The organism is Tamlana crocina, assembly GCA_040429635.1.
In the GTDB taxonomy this organism is placed as follows: domain Bacteria; phylum Bacteroidota; class Bacteroidia; order Flavobacteriales; family Flavobacteriaceae; genus Flavisericum; species Flavisericum crocinum.
Genome location: CP158972.1, coordinates 2,793,982 through 2,820,264 on the forward strand (window position 1 = coordinate 2,793,982; position 26,283 = coordinate 2,820,264).

At 36.3% G+C, this 26,283-nt stretch carries 15 protein-coding genes and 1 tRNA gene; 3 read left to right on the top strand and 13 right to left on the bottom strand.

What is annotated here, in order from left to right:
- Window positions 1-3: 3 nt before the first annotated feature.
- The 13 genes from ABI125_12190 to ABI125_12250 all read right to left on the bottom strand — a co-directional run bounded on the left by ABI125_12190 (window position 4) and on the right by ABI125_12250 (window position 24,289).
- On the bottom strand, window positions 4-2,265 hold the full coding sequence (locus ABI125_12190) for a glycoside hydrolase family 3 N-terminal domain-containing protein (GenBank protein ID XCF05483.1): 2,262 nt from the start codon (window positions 2,263-2,265) through the stop codon (window positions 4-6).
- A 23-nt stretch (window positions 2,266-2,288) separates the two neighbouring features.
- A complete protein-coding gene (locus ABI125_12195) occupies window positions 2,289-3,599 on the bottom strand; it encodes a family 43 glycosylhydrolase (protein XCF05484.1) in 1,311 nt (436 codons plus the stop codon).
- 43 nt (window positions 3,600-3,642) lie between these two features.
- The gene (locus ABI125_12200; GenBank protein ID XCF05485.1) at window positions 3,643-4,614 is read right to left on the bottom strand and encodes a Gfo/Idh/MocA family oxidoreductase; all 972 of its coding nucleotides are present in this window, start codon (window positions 4,612-4,614) and stop codon (window positions 3,643-3,645) included.
- Between the two features lie 263 nt (window positions 4,615-4,877).
- Window positions 4,878-6,629, bottom strand: a complete 1,752-nt coding sequence (locus ABI125_12205) for a DUF5060 domain-containing protein (protein XCF05486.1) — start codon at window positions 6,627-6,629, stop codon at window positions 4,878-4,880.
- A 119-nt stretch (window positions 6,630-6,748) separates the two neighbouring features.
- The gene (locus tag ABI125_12210; protein XCF05487.1) at window positions 6,749-8,845 is read right to left on the bottom strand and encodes a BNR-4 repeat-containing protein; all 2,097 of its coding nucleotides are present in this window, start codon (window positions 8,843-8,845) and stop codon (window positions 6,749-6,751) included.
- Window positions 8,846-8,954: 109 nt separating this feature from the next.
- Complete coding sequence (locus ABI125_12215; GenBank protein XCF05488.1) at window positions 8,955-12,479, bottom strand: sulfatase-like hydrolase/transferase; 3,525 nt, start codon at window positions 12,477-12,479, stop codon at window positions 8,955-8,957.
- Between the two features lie 3 nt (window positions 12,480-12,482).
- The gene (locus ABI125_12220) at window positions 12,483-13,694 is read right to left on the bottom strand and encodes a Gfo/Idh/MocA family oxidoreductase (GenBank protein XCF05489.1); all 1,212 of its coding nucleotides are present in this window, start codon (window positions 13,692-13,694) and stop codon (window positions 12,483-12,485) included.
- A 3-nt stretch (window positions 13,695-13,697) separates the two neighbouring features.
- Window positions 13,698-15,041, bottom strand: coding sequence for a Gfo/Idh/MocA family oxidoreductase (locus ABI125_12225; GenBank protein ID XCF05490.1), 1,344 nt, complete (start codon window positions 15,039-15,041; stop codon window positions 13,698-13,700).
- 2 nt (window positions 15,042-15,043) lie between these two features.
- Window positions 15,044-16,432: a DUF1080 domain-containing protein gene (locus ABI125_12230; GenBank protein ID XCF05491.1), complete on the bottom strand. Its 1,389-nt coding sequence runs from the start codon at window positions 16,430-16,432 to the stop codon at window positions 15,044-15,046.
- Window positions 16,433-17,009: 577 nt separating this feature from the next.
- Window positions 17,010-21,050, bottom strand: a complete 4,041-nt coding sequence (locus tag ABI125_12235) for a two-component regulator propeller domain-containing protein (protein ID XCF05492.1) — start codon at window positions 21,048-21,050, stop codon at window positions 17,010-17,012.
- Between the two features lie 160 nt (window positions 21,051-21,210).
- The gene (locus tag ABI125_12240) at window positions 21,211-22,269 is read right to left on the bottom strand and encodes a GntR family transcriptional regulator (GenBank protein XCF05493.1); all 1,059 of its coding nucleotides are present in this window, start codon (window positions 22,267-22,269) and stop codon (window positions 21,211-21,213) included.
- Window positions 22,270-23,029: 760 nt separating this feature from the next.
- A tRNA-Arg gene (locus ABI125_12245) sits at window positions 23,030-23,103 on the bottom strand.
- 187 nt (window positions 23,104-23,290) lie between these two features.
- On the bottom strand, window positions 23,291-24,289 hold the full coding sequence (locus ABI125_12250) for a metal-dependent hydrolase (protein ID XCF05494.1): 999 nt from the start codon (window positions 24,287-24,289) through the stop codon (window positions 23,291-23,293).
- A 160-nt stretch (window positions 24,290-24,449) separates the two neighbouring features.
- Here ABI125_12250 and ABI125_12255 point away from each other — a divergent pair, with 160 nt between their 5' ends.
- The 3 genes from ABI125_12255 to ABI125_12265 all read left to right on the top strand — a co-directional run bounded on the left by ABI125_12255 (window position 24,450) and on the right by ABI125_12265 (window position 26,281).
- Window positions 24,450-25,079 carry a Crp/Fnr family transcriptional regulator gene (locus ABI125_12255; GenBank protein ID XCF05495.1) on the top strand — a complete coding sequence of 210 codons (630 nt, stop codon included), beginning with the start codon at window positions 24,450-24,452 and terminating at the stop codon, window positions 25,077-25,079.
- A 225-nt stretch (window positions 25,080-25,304) separates the two neighbouring features.
- On the top strand, window positions 25,305-25,862 hold the full coding sequence (locus ABI125_12260; protein XCF05496.1) for a YeeE/YedE thiosulfate transporter family protein: 558 nt from the start codon (window positions 25,305-25,307) through the stop codon (window positions 25,860-25,862).
- A gap of 5 nt (window positions 25,863-25,867) precedes the next feature.
- The gene (locus ABI125_12265) at window positions 25,868-26,281 is read left to right on the top strand and encodes a DUF6691 family protein (protein ID XCF07903.1); all 414 of its coding nucleotides are present in this window, start codon (window positions 25,868-25,870) and stop codon (window positions 26,279-26,281) included.
- The last annotated feature ends 2 nt before the right edge of the window (window positions 26,282-26,283 follow it).

The following is a 26,283-nucleotide window of genomic DNA, read 5'->3' on the forward strand; positions in this document are numbered from 1 at the left end:
TTTTTATTTTACAAGTTTAAATTTAGTTTCTAAATAATCTTTTGAAGAGGTGCCAAGCATCACGGTGTAATCTCCAGCTTCTAGTCCCTTTTGCATGTCTAGACGAGTGAACTCGAGCATTTTAGGCGTTATTTTGAATGAAACCGTTTTACTTTCTCCTGCATTAAATTCTATCTTTTGGAATCCTTTGAGCTCTTTATCAGGTCTTGTAACAGACCCTATTTCGTCTTTAATATACATTTGAATCACTTCCTTGGCTTTCATACTTCCGTTGTTGGTAACCTTAACACTTACCTCAAGTTCAGTATCTGGTGTAATTTCTCCGTTAGAAATTGAAATATCTGAATATTCAAAATCACCATAGCTTAAACCATGGCCAAACGGATACAATGGTCCTTTACCAAGAAATAAGTATTCTTTCTTATAATTGATTTCCTTCATACTATAATGAAACGGTATTTGCCCAATAGACCTTGGGATGGTTACAGGCGATTTACCTGATGGAGACACCTCGCCGAAAATAATTCTTGCAGTAGATTCGTCCCCAAACTCGCTTAAATCCCAAGTATCCAGAATAGCATCAGCATGCTCCGCAATGGCATTAATAGAAAGTGTTCTTCTATGCTTTAATACCACAATAACTGGTTTACCCAAGGCCTTTACACGCTCAATCAATTCGTCTTGTGGTCCTACCGGATCTATGGTGGCTCTATCACCTAAGGCATGCGTAAAGAACGCTTCTTTTGAGGTAAACTCATCCCCTCCCATAAATAAAACAATAACATCAGAACTTCTAGCAATGGATACCAATTTATCTAAGGCTTTTCCATCTCTTGGCAACAGTTTTGGTTCACCACCTTTTTCATCTGTTAAATGAAACCCTTTTTCTGCAACAAATTTAATATTGTCGTCTGCCACAGATTCAAACATAGCTTTGGTATTTTCTGTAACAAGAGGACCTAAAAGCGCAATTTTAGTAGGTTTTTTAGCATCAAGTGGCAACGTTTTAGCTTCATTTTTTAGAAGAATAATAGACTCTAAATCTGATTCTTTTGCTAATTCTAAAGACGATTCTGCTCTGTTTCCTTTCTCTACATCTTCGATATTAATGTAAGGATTATCAAAAAGCCCTAAAATGAATTTTGTTCTTAAAACACGTCTTACAGATCTGTCAATTAGTTTTTCAAGTTCTGGATTTTTCTTTACCATTTCAGGAAGATAGGCATAAGAATCTTCTGCATATAAATCGATATCAATTCCAGCCTCTAGTCCCATTTGTGCAGCAGCTTCTGGAGATTCGGCAACATTCATAAAATAAAATAAACGGGCTATATCATTTGAGTCTGAAACTACATAACCTTCAAATCCCCATTGGTCTCTTAAAACACCTGTAAGCAACTCTGGATTACCATGAGACGCCACGCCATTTATATCACCATGTGATGCCATTATACCTAAAGTTTTAGCTTCCTTAACCGCAGCTTCAAAGGGCGGATATATTTCATCAATTAATGTTCTAGGAGAAATTTCAATAGCTGCAAAGTTAGAGCCACCTAACACTTGTCCGTAAGCTGCAAAATGTTTAGTTACTGCACCAATATGGGTACCATTACCTAAGCCTTCGTAATTACCTTGTACACCAATAACAGCGTTTTTTACCATTTGCGTGGTTAAATATGTGTCTTCACCAAAGGCCTCACTCATACGACCAAAACGAGGGTCGCGCACTAAATCTGCTTCGGGTGAATGGCACATGTGCATCCCTCGTAGTCTTGCTTCTCTACCCACAACATCCCATTGGCGCTGCACCAATTCTGGGTTAAAAGATGCTGCAGATGTCATTGGGCGTCCAAATCGAGTACATCCCTCTGCATCAACACCGTTGTATGACTCTGTTACGAATAACGCTGGAATACCCCAACGGTTATTTTCAATGATGTATTTTTGAAGTTCGTTGTTCATTTTTGCGGCGGCAACGGCATCAATATGCTCACCGGGGTTTTTAATTCCTGCAATGCCCAACTTTAATTTTTCTATAACTTTTTTTGACAATTTTAAGTTGCCATTAGCATCAGGTTTTGTACCAATATTGGCATGAAAAATTCGCATTTGTGCCACCTTCTCTTCAATGGACAACTTTGGTAATAGTGCTTCTACACGTTCCTCTATTGACAACGAAGCATCTTTGTAATCTTTGGAATTTGAGTCTCCCTTTTCACATGAAACAAAAACTGCCAATAACGCTAAAAAAAGTAATTTTCTCATTAGTTTGTAATGTTTGTATAGTTTTAGTTATTGAATGTAAATCGATTTATTGCTAAGGTTTGATGATTATTTTTAAACACAAAGCAAATTGAGTTTACATCGTTTAAATTTTTTATATCAAATTGTCTTTTTTGAAAGGTATAAATATCATTTTTAGGTATTTCTAGGATTGCTAATAATTTACCATCTGCATTGGATTCTCTTAATTCAATTATACTAGCCTCGCTTGATAAAACTTCTAACTCCAACACTGTTTTATCATCCAACCCTTTCACATTAGGGTAAATCACATAACTGTTATCTTTTAATGGTTGAATAGAAAATCCTCCTAACGTGTTTTCAACTTTTTTGATGTCTTCGGCTTTAAAATAATCCTCTGCCTCAATACTCATATCGGCATCATAATTACCTACTCCAATACCATCAACTCTTATGGCCGCCATTTCGCCATCGTCCTTATAATGAATATAACTTATAAAACTATCCCTAAAATAACGATTTCCTGTTTGACTAACATCACAATAAATATAATACCATTGGTTATGCCATTCAAAGAAAGACCCATGACGCCCTTGTAAAAACCCGTTAGGCCATGTGGGCGCCTCAAAACCTTCTGCAAAACTAGATTCCTTTATCACAGAATCTTTATAATCATACGGTCCATAAAGATTATCAGCCATAGCATAAAAACAACCCCATGATAAATAATACTTGCCGTTATATTTATGTACAAAAGGCTTATCGTCTGTTGGCATTTTTTTGTTGTCTCCATAGGGATTATAGGGCCCTCGTGGGTTATTTATTTCAATTTTCTTTGGTGATTCTGCTAAACTTATCATATCCTCATTTAGTTTAGCTATATAATAATCCCATACACCAAATATGATATAATGTTCACCATTGTCTTCAAAAATGGCCATATCGTATTCATGTGTAGGTGTTAAATCTGAGGACAATAGTGGTTTACCTAAAACATCCTTCCAAGGGCCTACTGGTGTTTCTCCAACTACCACCCCTGTTTGTTCGTTACCTTCGGAAAAATAAAAATAATAGTTCCCATTTCTATAGGCCGCATCGGTAGCCCAACATCTTGAAAATTCTTTTCCAATATAGGTGTCTTTGGGTCTTAAAACACTGCGTTTGGTCCAGTTAACCAAATCAGGCGAGGACCACACCCACCAATCTTCCATAATAAATTTATCATTGTCTATAGATTTATCATGCGAAGCATAAACGTAAGCAGTATCGTTGAATATATGAATATGAGGATCGTTTAACCCTACGTTCGGTACAATAGGATTTTGAGTAAATGCAGTTGTAATAACTAATAGCATTACTCCTACAATTCCGTTTGATATTTTAATATTTCTTTTCAAATTATTCAATTCCACAAAAGGTATCCATAATTTTTGTAACTACTGCGGCCTCTTCTACGGAGCATGGATTTTCGTTTTCTCCTAAAAAGTAGCCAACCACCTTCTCTATCATAGGTTGCTGCACGTGTTTAGGACTTTCGAACTTAAAAGTTTCCGTTTTATCACTAGTTTCAACACTAATTTCATCACTGTAAAAAGAAAACGAAATAGTGCCTTTTTCTCCAGTAATAATACATCTATCCCTGTCTTTAGAAGCAGCGAAATCCCAACTACCTTTAAAATGAACACCATTTTTAAATGCCAATTCACCCCTAACAACATCACCTGTTGAGATATTATTATCAATATACCCTTTGTTTATTTTGGCAACTTCACCAAAATAATGATACATTAAATCTATTTGGTGTGGTGCTATATCATGAAAATAACCACCACCCGAAACTTCAGGATTTATCCGCCAATTTTCATCGGTTTTGGCTATTAAATTGGCGTTTTGAGATTGTGCAATATCAATTTCTGCCGAAGATACTTTACCAATTGCATTGGCTTCTAACAATTCCTTAACCTTGATAAACAAAGGTAAATTTCTACGATAATGCGCTACGGTAACCTTTACATTGCTTTGGTTCACTATTCCTAAAAGCTCATCGGCCTCCTTACTATTTAGTACCATGGGCTTTTCTAAGTACACATTTTTACCGGCTTGAATGGCTTGTTTTGTATAGTTTAAGTGTGAAGAAGGCGGAGTTGCTATATACACAGCATTCACCTTTTTATCGTTAATTAACTCTGAAGCACTCGTAGTATAATTTGGTACATGATGCCGCGCGGCAAAATCCTTTACTTTTTCCTCATTTCGACGCATGACACTTATTAAAGACGAGTTCTGTACCTTTTGAAAAGCAGGACCACTTTTAATTTCCGCAACATCGCCACAACCTATAATCCCCCAATTGATATTTCTTATAGTCATATAATTACAAGTTATCTCGCTTAAAGTAGCATTTTGCACTTGAGATGATGTTTTGTCTGATTTTAAATAATGTAAATTGATAAATTCATTGACTAAAACCTCTACTTATGCCCGAGGGCAGAGGTCCTAAATTCAATTTTTAAAAATAATGTTAAAGATAAAATTTGAAATCTGTAGACCTGTCCTGTACTGTGCGGTAATTGCTAGCGAAAAAGAAAAAATCACTTTACATTGAACGAACAAACCATTTTGACCCAATTAGCTCAAATGGAATCCGTACTCACTAAAACCATCCAATCTTTATCAATTTCTGACGGTGGCTCTCCTAATTCAACTATTCCCGGGCCCTTGACCGAAGAAATCCTGCCTTCTTGCAAATCACCGCCCTTCCTTGGGTCAAACCATTTTATTTTATATGAGTTAGTAGAGGCTCCTAAATCTAGGTTTATTTCACCTGCATTCGCTTCTGTATAAATAGCATAAACCTCCCCTTCCTTGGCTAAACAATATGATATTTCTTCGGAAATTACTAAATCATCACTCGGTTCCATTTTCCAAAACGGGATATAATTATTGAAAAAATGCAAAGCATATCTGTTTTGATCCCAAAACAAGTCGCGACTTCTAAAATCCTGACATGTTAAATCGGAATTAGGACTGGCATAGCCAAAATACCATTCAACCCCATAACCACCTGCCATCAGCGTACCGTACATAACCCTTCCTCTGGCATAATTATGTTCTGGATCTTCATCGTCGGGTAATAATGCAATATTTGCTTTTCCCGGTTCATCAACGGCCAAAGCCCACTTTTTACCTGTGGCGTCCGATTTTTCCCTCCATTTTAAAACCCTTCCATGAACATCATTAAAATCTGGATGACTAAGTTGCAAAGACGCTCCCGTTAAGGGTGATTTGTCTCCAATAAAATCGTAGTACCTATCGTCCTTATTTGGGAAGGTATGCAAAACCAAATGACTCTTATAAGCATCTAATTTTGAAACGTAGTCCGCTACTTTTAGGACTTCCTCAGTAGGTTGATTATTTTCTTCTCCTAAATTCCAGTTCAATGACAAATGGTGCCCAAAACGTGCAATAAGCTCGCGGTAATACAATTTACCTTCTGTACCAAAAACGCCCTTATCCATTAAATGGTCGGTTTCAGTTTCGTGGGTTTTAAAATGTAAAAACATGCCTTTGGTTTCAGCATATTCAAATATGCGCTCCCATTGGTCTAGTTTAGAAACATCAAACCGTGTTTTGTGGAACATGCTTTCCCACGCTTCTTTATTTTTCTTTACACTGGCGTAAGTTTCGTAATCTTCAATCGGGACTTTTAATAAATGAGGGAAAATATTTCGGTCGTCTCCATCAACATTAAAGGTTAAAAAAGAAAATACATTTAATTCCTCACTTGCCAAATAGTTGATAGCTCCCATAAGGTTCTTTCCTTTGGTTTCTTGCCATAGGTATGGAGCGGCAATATCATCAAAATCTTTAGCATGTGGCTCCCATGCTTTTTGAAAACCGAGTGCATTGGTAGACACATCAAAATCAGTATAGGCGAGTAAATTCTCGGGAGCATCCACTCCCAATTTTATAAAATATTTTTGGCTGTCCGCAAACTTGAGATATGATTCACCAACATACTGCAACTTTCCTTTAGCCCTATTGTCAACACCCGTTTTATCAGATTCTGTAATGGTAAAACTACCCGTTTGCCCATCCACAAAACCGGCATTTGAGGCATTGGACACATCTTCTGCAATGGCAACATTTTCTCCTTCCTTAAAAGAAACGTTATAGGTCCATTCCCCAATAGCATTGGGCGTAAAACGGACCTGCCAAATATCTCCTTTATCTGCACTTGTATTGGCAGCATTGCCATCGGCAGCATAAAACCCTGGGATAACAAATGTGTTTTCACCATTTTTGAACGTTACATCCAAGCGATAGTTCAAAAATGGATTGTTAGCATCCATTTCACTAGTTTCCGGACCTTTAAAATTAAGCACAATTCTGTGCCACTTTTTTAATTGACCATCAATTTTAGCAACCTTTTGTTGTTGACAAGAACTGAGAATTAGGAGAAAGAAGAATAGAAAATTAAGAAGTTTATTCATTTTATATTGACTTAATCAACAACTATTTTTTTAACTAGCTTACTATTTTCGTTGGATAATTCTAAAAAATAAATCCCTTGAGTTTGGTTTGAAAAGTCTACTTTGTTTTCAGAAACACTTCCACTTTGAATAACTTGACCTTGAATATTAAATAAGTTATACTTAAAGTTTTGACTATTAGATTTAACGTTGAAAACACCTTTGCTAGGATTAGGATAAACCAATACTTTTGGGATATTAAAGTCGTTTGCACTTAAAGCTGTCTTCAACTCAAACTCAATTTTATCAGGTTCGCTTGATAATGATCTTCGTTGCGTAAGCCTTACTGTGTTTTCACCTTGATTTAAAGTAATATTTGGAATTCTTGTCTCTAAATATATATTCCAGTCAAAGGTCCTTGTAATTAAAACATCGTCGTATAAAGTTCCGTTTATTTCAATATCCATGATGGAATCATCTCTATTTCTATTTGCTGCAAAAAGAATAAAATCATAAGTACCAGCAGTGGCAACTTGAAATTTATGTTCTATAAACTGATTTGAAGCAAAAGCGTCTATATATTCTCCTCCTGATGCCGAAGTACTCGACCCTATATTTATGTCAGTACTAGCTGTTGTATAATCTTCAGCTTCTAATGCTATTAAAACTGGGGCATTAGTTTCTGATAATGTAAATTCCTGAAAATACAATGGGCGCTTATCTCCAACTCCTGGTGTATTGTTCCCTGTATCTTCCATGAGATAAACATATAGTTTATTACCAGTAACGAAAGCATCAAAATGAGCGAAATTTAAAGACTCTGTTCCAGTATATACTATTTCCCAATCACTTGCACCTTCTAATGTTGTTTTTATATTGACCTTTCCTGCTATAAGCTCTACCATAAACACATGATTTTTATAGCTATAAATTTCCCCACGAACTTGTGGATTTGGGATGAGCCCATCTACATTGCTAGAAAAATTAATATCAGTAGCCAACTTGTAATAGTGTACATTTCTATTATCAACACGTTGCACAAAATGAATCGCACCATTTTCAGTAACTGTCCACGCTGGATCGGAAGACGAACGAGGCAATGAAACTGTCCCATAATCATCTCCTGGTTGTGCTATTTGAACCGGATCTGAATTAGGATTAATATTATTTCTGATTGGTAAAGCAATAGAAGTATCATTTACATCAAACCAAGGTGTAGATGCGTTTGCAGGAATTCCGTTGGTGTATGCATAATATAATCCGCTATTTAACATATACCCATTACTAGTATTTGTATCACTATTAGTGGAGTATCGTATAGAAAAACCAGAATAAAATTTGCCGTTTAAAAAGCGCTCACCACCATACATATTGTTTCTATTAGGTAACGCAAGCGTACCTTCATGAAATAACCAATTATCACTCCACACACTACCATCATAATGTGCTAAAAGTATATCGCCATTACCTGAACCACCTTGCCTGTATCTCGCAATTAAACTTCCATTATCAGCTCTGTGGATCATCGGGTAAGTCATACGCTCATAGTCCTCTCCGGATTTTAAATAATTTCGCTTAGGATTAAAAATATCCAAAGTAAACTCATTATCAGGTACAAAAGCCATGTTTGATTTTGAAACTGAATAATTAAAGAAATGATTGGGCAATGAAGATGACCTATACGCATGCATGTCATATAATATATGAATGGTATTATCAATTGTACTTACGCCAATAGCAGCTGTATTATGAGAATCGCCACGTATACCTGTACCATTTAGAAGTTCACCGCCTTGTCCTACATGTTGGTGCGGAAATTCAATAGTAACCCAATTGGAATTTGGTACATTCAAATTCTTTCTTGACAACATTAAATTTCGTGCATCCATACCTCCTTTGTACCAAGTAACAAAGGCATAACCGTTAACAACATCTACACAATCGCCATGTGGTGTTATTCTTGGAGAAAACCTATAGTTTACATTCCTAGTTCCTGCAAAATACAAACCGCCTTCACCATCACCAGACACTCTAGTTGAACTGTCTAATGTGGCAACTAATTCCTTTTGAGCTTCAACTAAAGAACAAAACACTAATAACAAAAACAATACAAAGTAACTCTTTTTCATTTTTCTAATTTTATTTTAATTATTTGTCCTTATTGCTTTAGAAGACTTACAAAAAAGCCAGTAAAAACATAATCTTTTACTGGCCTTATAATTATTTATTCATTCTTCTTTAAAATGAATTAATTTTAAGCTGAATAGTGTGTTTACCTGGTGACAATCTTATATATTTAAAAGCAGATGGTACTTTTTCACCATTATAGATTAGGTCTTTACCTCCTAAGTCATTTAGTGAAAATTCGCCAACCATATTTCCTGGAATTTCAATTTCATAAGTTTGCAACCTTGGCCCATTATGAGTGTACTTTGCTTTTATAGATCCGCGTACTGTTGGTACAACTATTTCACTGGACTTCAGCTTACCCATTTGTGGTTTTATTGTAGCAATACCAAACCCTGGAGTTTTTGGCTTTATACCCCATAATCCTCTTGGTATTATATTAGCAGGTGCTGCGCCCCAAGCATGATTCCAATCTAAGTTCACTTTATACTCATAATCCCAAGCCTCTAAGGTAATCGTTGAACCTACCCTAATCATATTGTACCAACTTCTTTTTGCTTTACTCGTTAATAACTCAAGTGCATAATCTTCTTCTCCTGCATTATATAAACCATCCATTAAAAATTGTGCTCCGTAAACACTACAGGCTAAGCCTCTGGATTTTACGTAATCTACAACAGAGTCAAAATGTTCCTTAGGCACCAAACCAAAGGCTAATGGCATCATATTGGCATGCAATGAAGCATGGTCTGTACCAATACCATCTACATATATTCCTCGTTCCTTATCAAACATTTGCTCGTTAACCGCTTTTTTGGCTTTGGCTGCACGATATTCAAAGTCTAATGCTTCTTGCGTTTTTCCTAAGAGCTGAGCAAATTCTGCCATGATTTTCATGTTTTCATAGAAGAACGAGTTTATTACGGTACTGTAAGGCATGAAAACAAAACCATCGCGTTCTCCTTTAGTTTTACTTCCTGCAAAATTCTTTGAGGGCCAATCTACAATATCGGTTAACGGCTTTTTGTAACCTTCAGGAAAACCTAACTTTTTCATAAATTCGGCATCTACTTTAGTAGAAGTAATAAGCCCATCTTCATTGGAAAGTTCATAAAGCGACTTATGTTTTAAAGCTTCATAATAGCGCTCAATAAGCTCGATGTTCCCAGTGTACATATAATCTGCATAGATGAGAAGGGGCACATGTTGTTGCCACTCAGTTGGCCATGTGGGGTTTTGCATAAAATACTCAATGGTTCTTCTTGCCATGGCATACTCCCTGTCGGTGGTATAATGACTTAGCTGGTTTAGGTAGGCGTCTGCTTCGTAAGGAATACGCTCTCTGTCACCATCAACATACAAACCATTGAAGGTTGTTGCCTTTATGGAGTATTTACATAAATCCCAAACTTGATTCAATATATCGTTATCACTTTCAAAATTACTGGCTTTGTCATCCCAATAGGTACGAAATGCCAGTTGCTCAACATCGCTTAATTTGATTTCCGACTGAGTGCCTTCAATTTCGGCATACCTAAACGGCACTAGAGGCGGGAAACCATCTGGCAACGGAATGGCCATATTAGGCCTTGTATTTCTTTCATCTGTTTGAACAGGAATTCTGTACGAGGTTTTGCCAGGCTTTACGTTAATCTTTAATTCTTGGTAGCGTATGTTACTTTTGGCTGGAGGCGTTCTGTTAACGTTTCCTTTATCGTCAACCATTTCGCCAACTCTTACGGTTAAAGTATGTGGGGTTTCCGCATGGTAAGTAAAATCCATAGTGGCAAAAGCGGCTTTACCAAAATCGATAAAATATACGCCATTTCTATTTTCAAATTTTGTTGGTTTTATTTTATCCGTAACAAATTTATTTTCGGTAGAAATGATATAGCTATCACTTTTTCCCGTAGTAAATTTTTGAGCTTTTGAATAATCAACCAGTCGATTTTCTTCGTCCCAAATTCTAACTTTCCAATAATAGGTTTTGCCTATTTCTAAAGCGTTACCTTGGTATTCTACATCTGTAGATTGAGATGAGCGTACTTGGCCGCTATCCCAAACGTTACCGTTATTAGCATTGATACTGGCTTGGTTTGATGCGACCAATATCTGGTAAGCCGATTGAAATGTTGAACCTAAAGGCACCGTCCAACCAAACTCTGGTTTCAAATCGAATACCTCAACTTCTGTTTCTGGCTCTCTTATCAACTCAACTGTCAAATCGGTTGGTGCGGCTCTGTATTCATTACTATTTTCAGCTATTAGTTCATCAAGTTTTGCACGAAGCTTATCTGCTACTTTTTGATATTTTTTCTTCCCGATTAAGTTATTAACTTCTTTTGGATCTTTCTTGAGGTTATAAAGCTCTTCAATGGTTTTATCGTTTACATAACGGAAATATTTCCATTCTTCGGTGCGTACCCCCTCACTTGGCGGAATGTTTTCAAAATCCCATAAATGCTCTATAAGAATTGTATCTCTACCCATGGTATTTGTTTCTTGCTTTACAATGGGCATTAAACTTTTACCCTGCCAAGATTCCGGAGCCTTTATTCCTGCTAAATCGGCTATGGTTGATGGCACATCAATATTAAGTGCCATATCGGTTATATCTTGATGCTTATTTACTCGGGGATCAAAAACGATTAACGGTACACGCACCGAGTTGTCGTACATTAACCACTTTCCGGCCAATTGACGTTCGCCTAAAAAGTAGCCGTTATCACCCATTAAAATGATAACCGTGTTTTTATCTACTCCCTTTTCTTTTAGCTTCTCCCTAATTTTTTTGATTTCCAAGTCTATTCCTGAAATCATTCTGTAATAGCCTTTTAAACTGTGTTGGTACTTTTCAGGAGTATCGTAACGCCAAGTCCAGCGCAATCTATTAAACCCATCTCTAACGGCCTTTGGCTGTGCTTCAAAATACTTATCCTCTCCTAATTCTGGACCAGGAATAGTGGTATTTTGCAAAAGATTGTCGGTGGTATTTTGCCAAAAGTATTGTTCGGGTGCACCGTCATGGGCATGAGGCGCGCTAAAGCTTAATGACAAACAAAATGGTTTTTCATTTTTAGCATTCTTTTCAATAAAATCGAGTGCCTGTTGCCCGGTATACCTCGTTAAGTGAACGGTATCTTTATCTATAGTCTTATAGTAATAACCTCGTCTATCTTTAAACCTGTTATTGCGGTCATAGTCATCATGCTCATCAAATTGCTTATCTAAATCGTTATAACGCACACCATACTTACCGTAAAAACCAGTATAGTAACCATTATCCTTTAAAAGCTTCGGATATGAATTTGCCATATACTCCTCACGAACGTTCCCTGTTTGGAAATTGAAATTGTGTGACCTCTCGTGAAGCCCTGTTAATATGCTTGCCCTACTCGCAGCGCAGATAGGAGTAGTAACAACAGCACTATGAAAATACGCCCCCGACTGAGCCAAGTTATCCATCTCTGGAGTATCAACATATTTATTTCCGGCATAACCAATAGCATCAAACCGTTGATCATCGGTAAGTATAAAAATGATATTTGGTTTATCACTATTACTATTTTGAGCTTTGGCTACATTCAAACTAGCCAATACACTTATTACTGTAATTAAAAAAATGTTTTTATACATATCTTAGTTTAGTTTATAACTTAATATTTTATGAAATTCGGCAGGCCACTCGACCACTTTATTTTCGTATAGGGCATCAAGTCCCATCTGGACACAAACCGCTGTATTTGCACCTGTATTAATATTTGATTTAGGTTGTTTTTGGTTATCGATTGCTTTTTTAAAATCCAATAGGGCTTGTTCACTCGGGTTTAAGTGCTCTACATTCAAGGAATAGCCTTTTTCTTCATCCCATGAATTTGTGGCACCGCTAACGCCATCAACGTCCGTAACTATCTTATTTTTCTTTCCTTCAGGATAAAACCATGCTTTTTTGGTATCTATAACTATCGTGCCTTTATCACCTAATACCTTTATTTGGTAACCATTATTGGCATTACCTGTTAAACAGGTAAATTTTGCTTTAACACCACTTGGATATGAATAGATTAGGTGTACATTGTCAAAGGTTTCCCTCCCATCCTTCCAGTAATCAATACCTCCGGTACCAAAAACCTGACTTGGCACTTCATTTAAAACCCAATTCACAAAATCGATTTGATGCGAACACAACTCAGCCGTTAAACCACCCGAAAACTCTTTATACATTCTCCAGTTTACGGCCTCTTCATATTCTGGCTTTGGTACGGGCCGCCTCCAATTACCATGTCGGTTCCATTGACACTCGAAAGCTTGTATTTTACCAACCAAACCATTTTTTATCAACTCATGTACGTGGGTATAAAGCCGAGAACTATGGTATTGGTGCCCTGTTTGAAATATTAAATTGGATTGATTTACTTTTTCGACCAAAGTATTAATCCCGCTATACCCCATGGCCAAGGTTTTTTCGCAATACACATGCTTTCCTGCATCAAGGGCATCACAAGCTATTTTTGAATGTGTACTGAATGGCGTGGCCACAATTACAGCATCAACGTTTTTATCCTCCAATAATTTGCGATAATCAGTGTATCCCATACTCTGGGAGTCTGCTCTCGACAGGCCATTTTCTAATCTAAATGGCAAAACATCGCAAGAAGCCACAACGCTAATTCCATCTATTGAGTTGATAATAGAAGTGAGTCCTCCGCCTCTAGCACCTGTACCAATAACCCCAATATTAAGTATATTATTAGCACCGCTACCAGAGAACACATTACCGTACAACAATGATGAGCTGGCAATTGCTGCCGAAGCTATTCCTGCTTTTTGTATAAATAATCGTCTTTTCAAATTTTATAGTTTTGGTTCCCAACCTGGTTCATACTGTCTTGACCATAACTTCATGGCTTCCTTATCGTAAATTCTACCTGTTTGTTCATCAACCTCAAAACCTTTATTTACCCTATACGAGATATTTGCATAGTGGGTTAACATTTGTGACATAGCACCAATTTCGATGGGAGAGGTTAAGGCTTCCTTACCTCTAATCGCGTTGAAAAAGTTGACGGTATGCATGGTTGACAGGTTTCCGCCACCACCCAAAGCGACTCCGCCTTCTGTGCTACCAGACTTCCATTCATCTATTTTTTCTCCACGTCTATCGAAAAGTTCATATCCGCTTCGGTCAATCATTGCAGAGCCCTCCGTTCCCATTATGATGGTGCCTCTGCCTTTACCGTATTTCTTGTATGAATTTCTACTCACACCGTCCCATTGGATTACCTTGTCTTTTTCGAAAGTGTATGTGGCCAACATTTCATCATACATTTCCCAACCGTCGTCTTGAAAGTGGTTTTTCCACCCCAAAGCCTCGACATGTTTTGGATAGTTTACGTTCAATGCCCAACGTGCTATATCCAACTCGTGCGTTGCATTGTTTCCCATTTCTGCTGTTCCGAAATCCCATCCGTACCAATGCCAGTTATAATTCCATGTATCGTGGGTATAATCTTTTCGGGGAGAAGGCCCTTGGAACAAATCCCAATTCAAACCATTGGGAGGTGTTGCCTTTACCGGTAAAGTTACCTTCCCCCTAGCATTTGCGTAAAACGCAATGGCTTTGTAAGCCTCACCTATTTTTCCATCATGGATTTCCTTTATGACTTTTATACTCTGCGCAGAGGAGCGTTGTTGATTCCCCATCTGCACTACTTTATTATATTTTTTTTGTGCAGCAACAACCAGCTCATTTTCGTGAGGGTTATGGCTACATGGTTTTTCTAGATAAACATGTTTACCCGCTTTCATAGCCATTATAGCTCCGGGGGTGTGCCAGTGATCTGGGGTAGCCATAAAAACGGCATCAACCTCTTTATCGCCCAGTATCTTACGGATATCTTCCTCTAAGCTTGGCTTGTAGTTGATTTTTTCACCCACCTTTTTAAGTGCCTTATCCATTTGACTAGGCATCACATCACATAAGTAACTTATACGGGCATTACTCTGTTTAGTAATTATCCCATCTATAAAAGCTCCATATCGTCTTCCTAAACCCTGAATAGCCACATTTATCCGGTCATTGGCACCAATTACATTATTATAACTTTGTGCCGTCATGGCATTTACACCACTGCCTATGGTTATTCCTGCTGTTGCCAATGTAGCTTTCTTTAAAAAATCCCTTCTTTTGTTATCCATAATTATTTCTTCTTTGGCACACGAATTTTAATATTTCTAAACGCCACTTTATCTCCGTGATCCTGCAACAAAATTTGTCCTTTCTCCAACATACCAAAGTTTGGCCATTTTTCGTATTTACTTTCAGACACCAGTTTTAAAAACGCATCGCTTCCTCGGTCGTACTCCAACACCTTTACTCCATTTAACCAATGTTCTACATGATTATTAATCGATTTTATGTGCGCCGTGTTCCACTCACCGATCGGATTTATAGGCTTATTAGGATCGGCCTGAATTAAATCGTAAAGCGAAGCTACCGTTCTGCTCCCCTCATGCGAACCCAACTTTGCATCAGGATGTAAATTGTCATCCAATATTTGATATTCCAAGCCTATGGACGAACCAGGACCTTTGTTAATTTCGGTATCTACATAATATTTTATACCGCTGTTGGCTCCTGGCGTTAGTTTAAAATCTACCTTTAATTCGAAATCGCTATAAGAGTCTTCCGTTACAATATCTCCACCTGCGGCAGATTCTGCTCCACCAGTATCGGCCACTATCAACTCACCGTTTTCAATAGACCAGCCCTTTTCCGGAAATCCATCAAGTTTAGCTCCTCGCCAGCCCTTGGTGGTTTTTCCATCCCAAAGCATTATCCAGCCATTTTTCTCCTCAAGCACCGTCAGGTTGTTTTTAGTTATAACAGGTTTTAGCGGTGATGTTCTGGAATATTGAGACAGGTTTTTAGTTAATATTTTAGCATTTCTCCATTTTACTTGCTTACCCAGTTTTTCTTTACTTTTCCCTATGGAGTGCACTTGCAACCCTATAAACCCTGATGCCGTTTTATCATCAATCAAATAGGCCGCAGGCACATTGTTTACCCATGTTTTAATAGTATCTCCTATGGCCTCTATTCTATAATGGTTCCAGTCGTTTTGCTTAAATGCTTTTTGCGCATCTTTATTGTGCTCTAGTGTATTGAGCCATTTCCGCCTACCCTCATCGTAAATACCTCCACTCCACGACCGTTTTGAAGGATCTATTTCTACTTGATAACCATGTACACGGCCATTTTCATAATACGGATAACTATTACTTCGAATTTGTATTCCGGAATTCATTACCGAATCAGCATTAAACTCAATCTCCAAAATAAAATCATCATACATTTTATCTGTAGTTAAAAACGTATTGGGTGTATTGGCCGCAGTAGTTCCTATTATAATACCATTTTCATTTTTATAGGTTGCTTCACCGCCTTTGATATTCCAACCTTGCAGAGAGCTATCTGTTATTAATTGTTTCCAAGGAATTTTGTTAGCCTCATTTTTACAGGAGTACAAGCCCAATACTGTTATTATTGTGAGAACCAAACTTAATTGAATATTTTTAACAATTTTCATTATCTGTATTTTTATTTTGGATGTTTGAATTTGAAACAATTGCTAGACGAAATAAAAGCCCTCTATATTTTTAAACAGAGGGCCCTTTAAACTAAACTAAACTCCAACGACTAACTCAATCAACTACTTTTAAACCTATCATTTTGTTATAATTACAATGTTAATGTTTTAGATTACAACCTCTGTCCTGTTTTGTGATGCTTTACTAAACAAAGTGCATCTTTTTCGTTCATTTATGGACCAGAAACCGTCGTCACCATTAAACTTCTTTATTTTTTTCAAAAAACTAATCAGCAAAATAAATAATCATTAAAGAAAACAACACCATAATAAGAATTATGGTTAATTCCAAGAAACTTGTTTTCTTGTTTTTCATTCGCTTAATTAATTCGTTTTATAATCACAAAAAAGATTGCGAAACAACCTATTACTCGCTACAGTGTTTCAAAATTAACAAATAGCAGGAGTAAATATGTCCACAAAAGGGAGGAGATAATACTTTTGGACAGTGATAAACAAATAACTAACAAGTAGGCTTAGCTAAATTTGAAGAAAACCAACAAAACCTCTCTAATTATTAGTAATCTGAAAAGGTTTTAATATATTCAGTTGGAGTTTTACCGAATTTTTTCCTGAAACATTTACTGAAGTATTTTGGATTTTTAAATCCAAGATTATAACTGATTTGGGAAATATTGAGTTTGCCTTGCTCTAAATACTGAGCCCCCCTTTTCAATCGGATATGTTGAATAAAATCTTTTGGAGAGAAACCAGTCCACGCTTTTATTTTTTTAAAAAGCACTGTTCTGCTTACGCCTAATTCTTCACAAAAAAACGGGATGTCAAATTGTTCGTTACTTATATTATCTTCAACAATGGACAATGCTTTTTTGTATAACTTTTCATCTATTGAAGATAGCACAATATCATCGGGCTGAAGAACTTCATTAGAATTTATCTTTTCCTTTAAGCGTAAAATAGTCGCCAAAACATTTTTTATCCTAAGCCTAAATTCTTTAACGTTAAATGGCTTACTGATGTAATCGTCCGCACCACTTTCCAATCCGTCCATTTTGAAAATCAAGGATGATCTTGAGGTTAACAAAATTACTGGAATGTGGCTTGTCCTAATATCTTCTTTAATTAAAGAACAAAGTTCTGTACCGGTCATCTTTGGCATAACCACGTCGCTTACCACAAGATCAATCTGTTCTGCTATGGCCAATTTGTAGGCAACCTTACCATTTTCTGCTTCTAAAACGTTATATTCTTTTATGAGAATGTCCAGTATAAACTTTCTTAGTTGTTTATTATCTTCAACAATTAAAATAGTGGGTTTCTCATCAACATGTTTTCGTTCAAGTACATCTTTTTCAAGTAAAACTTGTTCGTCATCCAATTGCGTAACGTATTGCGATAAATCATCAGAAAATTTAAAATCTTGTATAATTTCAGTATCCTCCAAATGTTCTTTTCCTAATGGAAGTTCAACTGAAAAGACGGAACCTGAACCAGCCTCGTTATCAAAAACCTTAATTTGTCCTTTGTGCAGGTCTACGATATTTTTCACAATGGAAAGCCCTATCCCCGTGCCCTTGTTATAGTTATTATCAGGTTTTCTGTTGATTGATAGCTCAAAAAACCGTTCAAAAATTTTATCTTTATATTCTTCGGCTATACCAACACCCGAATCTTCAACCCGAATACAAATTTTATCGGTCTCTTCAATAACTCTCAATGCTATTTTTCCTCCTTTCGGTGTGTACCTGAAGGCATTTGAAATAAGGTTGTAAAATACCCGCTCCAGTTTATAGCGATCGTAGTAAACCTGTATATCATCAGATGTGGTCTCAAAAGTATAATCGTAATTTCCATTTTTAGCGTATTCCGTGAAAGACAAATAAATTTCTCTCAAAAATTTTACCACATTGCCTTCTGCTGCCTCTAATTTCATCAAGTTGTTTTCAAGTTTTCTGAAATCCATCAACCGGTTTATTAACTGAAGCAAATGGTTGGCGCTACTTTCTATTACTTTTAGCTTTTTGTACATGGAACTGCTTCCTCTGTAATTATCCAATATTTGATTTAACGGCCCCAAAATCAAGGTGAGTGGCGTTCGAAACTCATGGGAGATATTGGTGAAAAATTCTAATTTAGCTTTATTCACATCTTTAGCTTGCTTTGCTTCGATTTGCTCTAAAGCCAATTGGTGTTTCAACTTTGTTCTTGATTTTAATATATTCATTAAATAATAGAGCACACAAAAAATAAGTAATCCATAAAGTAAAAAGGCCCACCAAGATCGCCAAGGGGCAGGACTTACATAAACATTTAATCGTGTTGGTTCTTTATTGGAAAAGCCATCATTATTTATACCTTTTACTTCGAAGGTATAATTCCCTGGGGTTTGAATAGTGTAAGTTGCGGTGTTCCCTGTAGTTTCTATCCACTCTTCCTCTAGCCCTTTCAAACGATATAAGTACCTGTTTCTACTTGAATTGATAAAGTTGGGCATTGAAAACGTAATACTGAAATTTCCTTGGCCATGCGAAAGTTCTAGATTATCCGTAAAGGTAATTGTTTGGTTTAGCACGCCATCACTACTATTTACGCCAACAGATTTATTTTTTATTTTAAAATCTGTAATCAGCACTTGTGGTGCATATTGGTTTTTTACTATTTTCTTGGAATTGAAATAAGACACTCCAGATTGTCCGCCAAACACAAACTGCGAATCTCCTATGCGCAAACTAGCGTTATTGTTAAATTGATTACCCACCAAACCATCCTTTTTGGTATAGTGTTCAATAATGCTGTTCTCTGGGCGGTTAAAACATACTATACCCTGATTTGTTGTGCCGAGCCATAAATTACCGTTATCGTCTTCAACTATGCTTCTTACCCCAATAATAGAAGCATCATCTTCAATTTTTAAATCTACCGAAACAAACTCTCCATCAACAAACCTAAAAAGTCCGTCAAACTCGGTTCCCACCCATATTGTACCATTAGAATCTTCAAAAACAGTAGTGGCACTTAAGCCCATTTTTGTATTTAAATCATAAAAATAGTGGCTTATTGCCCCTTCTGGACTAATAGAATTAATTCCCCTTAGCGTGTTTACCCATATATTATTTTTAGAATCTACATGTATTGATTTTACAATGTTAATGGCTAAACCTTCGTTTATAACACTAAAAGATTTATTTATTGGATTGTATTTTATTAAACCTTTTCCCTTGGTTCCAATTAATATATTCTTGTTCAAATCTTCGCTTATTGAGCTTATACCTATGTTCTGGGTGTAATCAAGTAACTCTTTTGGTAAGATATTATTTATTGTTTTTTTATCTTTCAAGTTATACAAAGCCAGTCCATCTTCAAAAGTGCCTATCCAAAGGTTCTCATTTCCAGACAAAAACAAGGATTTAACATTATCGCTCTTTAAGCTAGGTGTATTTTTCGATGTTAAGTATTCAAAGGATTTATCTTTAGTGTTTAATATGGAAACCCCTCCCCCTTCTGTACCAAAAAACACTTTATCATTATAATTCACTATAGTACTTACCGCCTTGAACCCTAATCCTTTCCTACCTGATTTTTGAGTAATATTTATAAAATTGATATTTGACACATCCCAAATATTAATGCCTCCATAATAGGTGCCTATCCAGATAGCCCCCTTTTTATCTTTGAATATACTTTTTATAAAATTACCACTAATAGATTCATCATCATTTATATCACTATAAAGAGGTAATAAATTTTTATTTTGATCTATTATTTGAACACCTCGATAGGTGCCTGCCCATAAATTTCCAATATCATCAAATTGCAGTTCCCTAACATTTCTATCTACTTCCTTGAGTTGAGAATCATGAAGATAAGGCGTTAACGAATTGTCATGAGCATCATAGAGCAAAATATTTTGGGTTCGAGTCCCCAAAAGGAGTTTTCCACTTGGGCTTTCTTCAATATCTTGTATTACAATCCCTTCTGTACCCTCCAACAACTTAAATTTGTATTCCTTTTTATCTTTATGAAGTAGCTTTACCAACCCATTATTGGTTCCTAAAAAAATTGAACCATTTTTTGTTTCAAAAATGACGAGTACTTGACCGGTAACTAAAAAATTTTTAAAAGAATCTTCAGAGACATCGTACACAGCAAGCCCCGAGGGGGTGCCCACCCAGATTTCTTTATTTGACAGCTCCTTAACTGTCCAAATGATGTTGCTTACAAGTGAAGTGTTTTGTTCGCTTTTCAGAAAAGTCTCAAAGGTATCATTCCGGGGGTCGTACTTATTTAAACCAGAGTAAGTGCCCACCCACATGAAACCATCACTGCCATTTTCTATGCAAAGTACATCATTGTTGCTTATTGAGAGAGAATCATTTTTGCTGTGTCTGTAAATTGTATACTCTGTCCCGTCATATTTATTAAGCCCATCTCTTGTAGCAATCCAAATTTGACCTAAATAATCCTGGTTGATATCTATTATTGTGTTCTGTGATAAACCATCGGCTGCCGTTAAATGCTTAAACTTATAAACATCATTTTGAGAGGCCCCAAAGGTTACAAAACAAAAAATAAAGAGTATTGCAAAATACTTTTGCATATTTAAAAAGTACTGTTTAATTAATGGTATTTTAAAGGTCAAGTAAAGTTAACCAAAGTTTTTGTTTCCCCAAGCGAGATAAACTAGATAACTTTATTTCTTTTATCCATAAATACCTGTTCTAATACTTTAAAAATATATCTTTAATTTAATATTTAAATTACACGGAAGCTCTATCTATAAAATAAAAAGGAACTTTAATTTTACTATTTTCGCCACTCAAAATCATTTGCGCCGCCATTTCACCCATTATTCTAAAATCTGTAGATACTACAGCTATTCCCAACAACTGCTTAAGCGGTGTGTCATTGTATGAGATCACCCCTACTTCATCTCCCATCTTGAGTTCATTTTCTCTTATCTGATTAACCAAATCAACCAAATCGGATTCCTCAATGGTTATAAACAGATCTCCTTTCTTAAATACCATATCGTCACACACTTCGCCCAGAATTTCATAATCAATTTCATTCTCTAAACAGAACTTTCTGAAACCATGTAAAATCCTTCTTGGAAACGGGTAAACAGAATTTTCCGGATAAATTAAAACCATTTTTTTATACTTAGATATTTTAGACATGCCATCATTCAACGCTTCGTAAATATCTTTGTCAAATTCTTGATAAACAGCCCCAATACCGTCTGTAAACGGAGGCATCAAATTATCTAAAATCATCAATTTGCTTTTTGGTATGGTGTTTATGGCTTTGATAACCGCATCTGTATAGCTAGTGTGCTGTAATGTTTCTGTTTTGAAATGGGGCATAATAACATAATAATCATACCCAGCCTTGTTATTTTTTAGGGTATTTAAAAAGAAAAATTCATCACAATGATAAACCACTAAATCTATTTTTGAGTTGAGCCCTATTCTATCGAGAAATGAATTGTACATTTTCATTTTATACGAACTCAGTTTGTTTACAAGAAACAGAATTTTCAACTTGTGCGTGGTCTCTATTTTAGACACATAATACCCCCTTCTAGGTATTGATACTATTATATTTCTCTCTTTTAATATACCGTATGCTTTTTCAACTGTATCACGGGATAAATAAAAATCCTCACTAATGGTATTGATAGAAGGTAGCTTCTCATTTAGAACAATGTTGCCATTGGATATATTATTGATTATCGAATCAACAATTTGTTGGTACATTGGCACCCTCGAATTCTTGTTAATGTCTATATAGTTAATTGCGTCCATCACTGTTTCCATAAATCAAAAGGCTTAAGGTTTTAAAAATTACAAATGCAATTTACTGTAAATGATGAGTTAAATTATACCTAAAAGGGGGCGAAAAGTACTTTTTGATGACATACACCCCTAAACGGAAAGAACTCCACAGTACTTCACATAGTACTCTCTATATACTTAGATTTTTTATACCACCAAGATCTGTCCTCAAATTTAACTAATAATAGTTAAACTTCTGTTATTTTTTTATTTCTTCACCTCTTTATCTTACCGAACCCTTAGTGAAAATTTACACTGAACAAAAATCGATTGATGTCTTTATTTAATTCTAATTAGTTATAAACAAGTGGGTACCCTGTTTCATTTGATTTACAAAACAGCTTCCTGTAATTATAATGTTTTTAAATAGTTTTCCCAGTTAGTTTTCAAATGCTTTCCTTCCAACTAATTTACCAATACAGTCTTGCTGAAAAAACAAAACCATTTAAGTTTGGCATAAAAGTTATGCACTAATGAAGAATGTGGAATATTTTGCTTTAACCATGAAGAGTTTAGCTAATTTTTTTCTATTCGAATCATAAAGCGCCACACACATCGGATAGCCGTTTTTTATCTTTCTTTGTGATGTGAATAAAAAAACTGAAGCTTTCAAATTGCATACATTTCACATACACTTTTGATACAATTTTACCACTTTTTGACACCAAAAACCAATGTTTTTAAATTTTTATTTTTCGGACAGAAAACAAAAAACCCCAGCATTGCTGGGGTTTTAAGGAAGTGACCACGCCAGGATTCAAACCTGGAACCTCTTGAGCCGTAATCAAGTGCGCTATTCAGTTGCGCCACGTGGCCGTTTTTGCGGTTGCAAATATACATTTTTTATTAAAACAAAAACAAATCTTATTTTAAAATAATTTGAAAAACTCGAACGGTCATTTATAGTAGACTAGAACAGAACTCATTAACATTTTGCAACTCACTTATAACCAAAATGCAAATCCACTAAGTTTTAGGTGAGGTATAAGGTTTTAAGCATGTTTCAATTTCCCTTAATGCGTTTCCATAGTTCTGCCAATAGTTTTTTAGCATCACGGTTTGTTTTTGGCATTTCTACAAAACTCACCTTATCACCATCTTCTACGTCAATCCTATACTGAAATACGAAGTTTTCAGAATTCAGGTTCAATCCCAAAAGTCCGAACCTCAAATCGTTAAAATATAAATCTCCTTCGTTTTCCGTTATGGTAAACCATTCCTCAGAAATGGCAATCATACGCTGTACTTTTTCATTTTCAGCAAGGCTTCCCAATAAATCATGATTTTTTTGATGGTTTACAAACAAAATGGGCTGCGTGTCAAAAAAAGAATAATTGGCCAGTAAATAAGCATCCTTAGTGTCTACGTTGGCGCTCCACAGCACCGTATTTAATGGCGATGGCCTAACATCTATGTTATCATAATCAATATTCTGGTTTATTAACGCCTCCTCGAACGCACTAATAGCCATGTGTTTGAACAAAAAAGTCAGGACTAAGTAAGCTGTACTAAGTGTTAAGCCCAAGTTATTATAAAATCGTCGTTTATGCGATGTTTTATTCTGAAACATAGCCAACACCAAACAGGCTAAAAACGGCAGGGTGTAAAGCGGATCGATAACAAATATGGTCTTAAAGGCCAGGCGCAAATCTAAAGGCCATAACAATTGTGTACCCCAAGTAGTGTGGGTATCTAATATTGGGTGCGTTATGAACGCCCAAAAAAACAACCACGACCAATCTTTAAAGGATTTATGCCTTTCGATACGAGAAACCAACCACCCGAAAATGGGGGCAAATAACACCGAAAACACCACCGAATGCGTAAAACCGCGGTGTATGGAAAGCGCTGTTACCGTATCTGTAAAATGCGAAGCAAACACGTCAAAATCAGGAATGGTACCCGCAATAGCGCCATAAAGCATAGCTTTATTCCCTACTTTCTTTCCTAAAACCGCTTCTCCTACAGCAGCACCTAATACAATTTGAGTTAATGAATCCATGGTCGGCATAAAAGTAAAGCATGTCAAGTTAAAAACGCAACATACCACACCCTTTTTAACTTAATTTATTCGCTAATTATAGACCTTAACACCTAAATTACCTCCTTCAGAATTATGTTTCCTTGCAACAAAAGTTCTTTTTTAATTCTTATTTTTGAGCATGGATAAAGACTTACTTCAAGAGAAATTTGCGCATATTTTAGACACCGAAATCTTATCGGAAATTTCTAAAATAGGGATGTTTAAAACTTTTAAGCAAAACGACATCATTATTGATGTTAACCAATCCCTGGAGTACATTCCTTTAATTTTATCTGGCGACATTAAAATTTTACGCGAAGACCAAAATGGCAACGAATTACTCATATATTTTCTAGAAGCTGGCGAAACCTGTGCCATGTCACTTACATGTTGCTTAGGCACTCCAAAAAGTAAGATAAGGGCTGTTGCCGAAAAAGATTCGAGCTTAATAATGGTACCGGTGGAAAACATGAAAACTTGGTTTCATAATAATGCCAGTTGGAGAGAATTTATTCTTCAAAGCTACCAAATACGATTCGATGAAATGCTAAACACCATCGACAATATCGCGTTTATGAAAATGGACGAGCGCCTATACAACTACCTAAAAAACAAAGCCATACTAAATGGTTCAGAAAACATAAATATAAAGCACCAAGACATCGCTGAAGATTTACATACCTCCAGAGTGGTGATTTCAAGAGTGCTAAAGCAACTCGAAAACGAAAACAAAATAAAACTTAGCCGCAGTAAAATCGAAATCCTTTAACGGAACCATCAATCGATTTGGGCGCCCCCCTTCCCTGCAGCCACATCCATCGCTTGGGTCGGGCTTTCGGCAGTCGCTCTGTTCCAGGAGCTCCAACAATAGCCTCAATCCCTAGCGCAACCTTCCCAAGGTATTTGTCAAAATTAATTGTGCATCACTTTCCTAAGTAACATTTATTACAAACAATAAAAAGCCAAGATTTAATTTTGTAAAAAACATTTAAACATGGAACACATTTTAAACCCTTGGCCTTGGTATGTTTCGGGGCCTTTAATAGCCTTAGTCATGGCGCTGTTGCTCTACTTCGGAAAAACTTTCGGCATGTCTTCAAACCTACGAACGCTGTGTGCCATTGGTGGTGCGGGTAAGTTTTCAAGCTTTTTTAAGTTCAACTGGAAAAGCCAACTCTGGAACCTCACCGTAGTTTTAGGCGCTATTATTGGCGGGTTTATCGCCACCCAATATTTATCAAACGACAGTAAAACCAACCTCAACCCTAAAACCGTTGTCGAGCTTCAAAACATGGGTTTTAAAAACGCAGGAGCTACACTGGTTCCCGATGAAATGTTTAGTATGGAAGCTATCAATTCCCCAAAAATATTACTCATCCTTATTATTGGTGGTATTTTAGTAGGCTTTGGCACCCGATATGCCGGCGGATGTACTTCGGGCCATGCCATTACTGGGCTAAGCAGCCTTCAAAAACCTTCATTAATCGCGGTAATTGGCTTTTTTATAGGCGGACTGATTATGGCCAATTTAATTCTCCCCTTAATCTTTTAGTTATGATGAAGTTTATAAAATTTTTATTGGTTGGAATATTTTTCGGTATTGTTTTGGTAAAATCTGAAGCAGTTTCCTGGTACCGTATTTACGAAATGTTCAGGTTTCAATCCTTTCATATGTATGGAATCATCGGTACAGCCATTGCATGCGGAGTTCTGTTTTTACAAATTTCAAAAAAAGGATTCGTTAAAAGCATTAGTGGTGCCGATATTTTCGTTCCTAAAAAAGATAACGGTATAACCAGATATATTATTGGGGGTTCTATTTTTGGTTTGGGATGGGCCTTAATCGGTGCTTGCCCTGGCCCCATGTACATTCTTCTTGGCACAGGCGTTTACACCATGCTTATCGTTATTGGCGCTGCCATTTTGGGCACATTCATTTACGGAATTTTAAAAGACAAACTGCCCCATTAATC

Excerpts from the sequence above, each read along its gene's own strand:
- ABI125_12195 (XCF05484.1), bottom strand. The coding sequence starts at position 3,599 with ATGCTATTAGTTATTACAACTGCATTTACTCAAAATCCTATTGTACCG.
- ABI125_12235 (XCF05492.1), bottom strand. The coding sequence starts at position 21,050 with ATGCAAAAGTATTTTGCAATACTCTTTATTTTTTGTTTTGTAACCTTT.
- ABI125_12190 (XCF05483.1), bottom strand. The coding sequence starts at position 2,265 with ATGAGAAAATTACTTTTTTTAGCGTTATTGGCAGTTTTTGTTTCATGT.
- ABI125_12240 (XCF05493.1), bottom strand. The coding sequence starts at position 22,269 with ATGGAAACAGTGATGGACGCAATTAACTATATAGACATTAACAAGAAT.
- ABI125_12260 (XCF05496.1), top strand. The coding sequence starts at position 25,305 with ATGGAACACATTTTAAACCCTTGGCCTTGGTATGTTTCGGGGCCTTTA.
- ABI125_12200 (XCF05485.1), bottom strand. The coding sequence starts at position 4,614 with ATGACTATAAGAAATATCAATTGGGGGATTATAGGTTGTGGCGATGTT.
- ABI125_12230 (XCF05491.1), bottom strand. The coding sequence starts at position 16,432 with ATGAAAATTGTTAAAAATATTCAATTAAGTTTGGTTCTCACAATAATA.
- ABI125_12210 (XCF05487.1), bottom strand. The coding sequence starts at position 8,845 with ATGAAAAAGAGTTACTTTGTATTGTTTTTGTTATTAGTGTTTTGTTCT.
- ABI125_12215 (XCF05488.1), bottom strand. The coding sequence starts at position 12,479 with ATGTATAAAAACATTTTTTTAATTACAGTAATAAGTGTATTGGCTAGT.
- ABI125_12225 (XCF05490.1), bottom strand. The coding sequence starts at position 15,041 with ATGGATAACAAAAGAAGGGATTTTTTAAAGAAAGCTACATTGGCAACA.
- ABI125_12250 (XCF05494.1), bottom strand. The coding sequence starts at position 24,289 with ATGGATTCATTAACTCAAATTGTATTAGGTGCTGCTGTAGGAGAAGCG.
- ABI125_12255 (XCF05495.1), top strand. The coding sequence starts at position 24,450 with ATGGATAAAGACTTACTTCAAGAGAAATTTGCGCATATTTTAGACACC.
- ABI125_12265 (XCF07903.1), top strand. The coding sequence starts at position 25,868 with ATGAAGTTTATAAAATTTTTATTGGTTGGAATATTTTTCGGTATTGTT.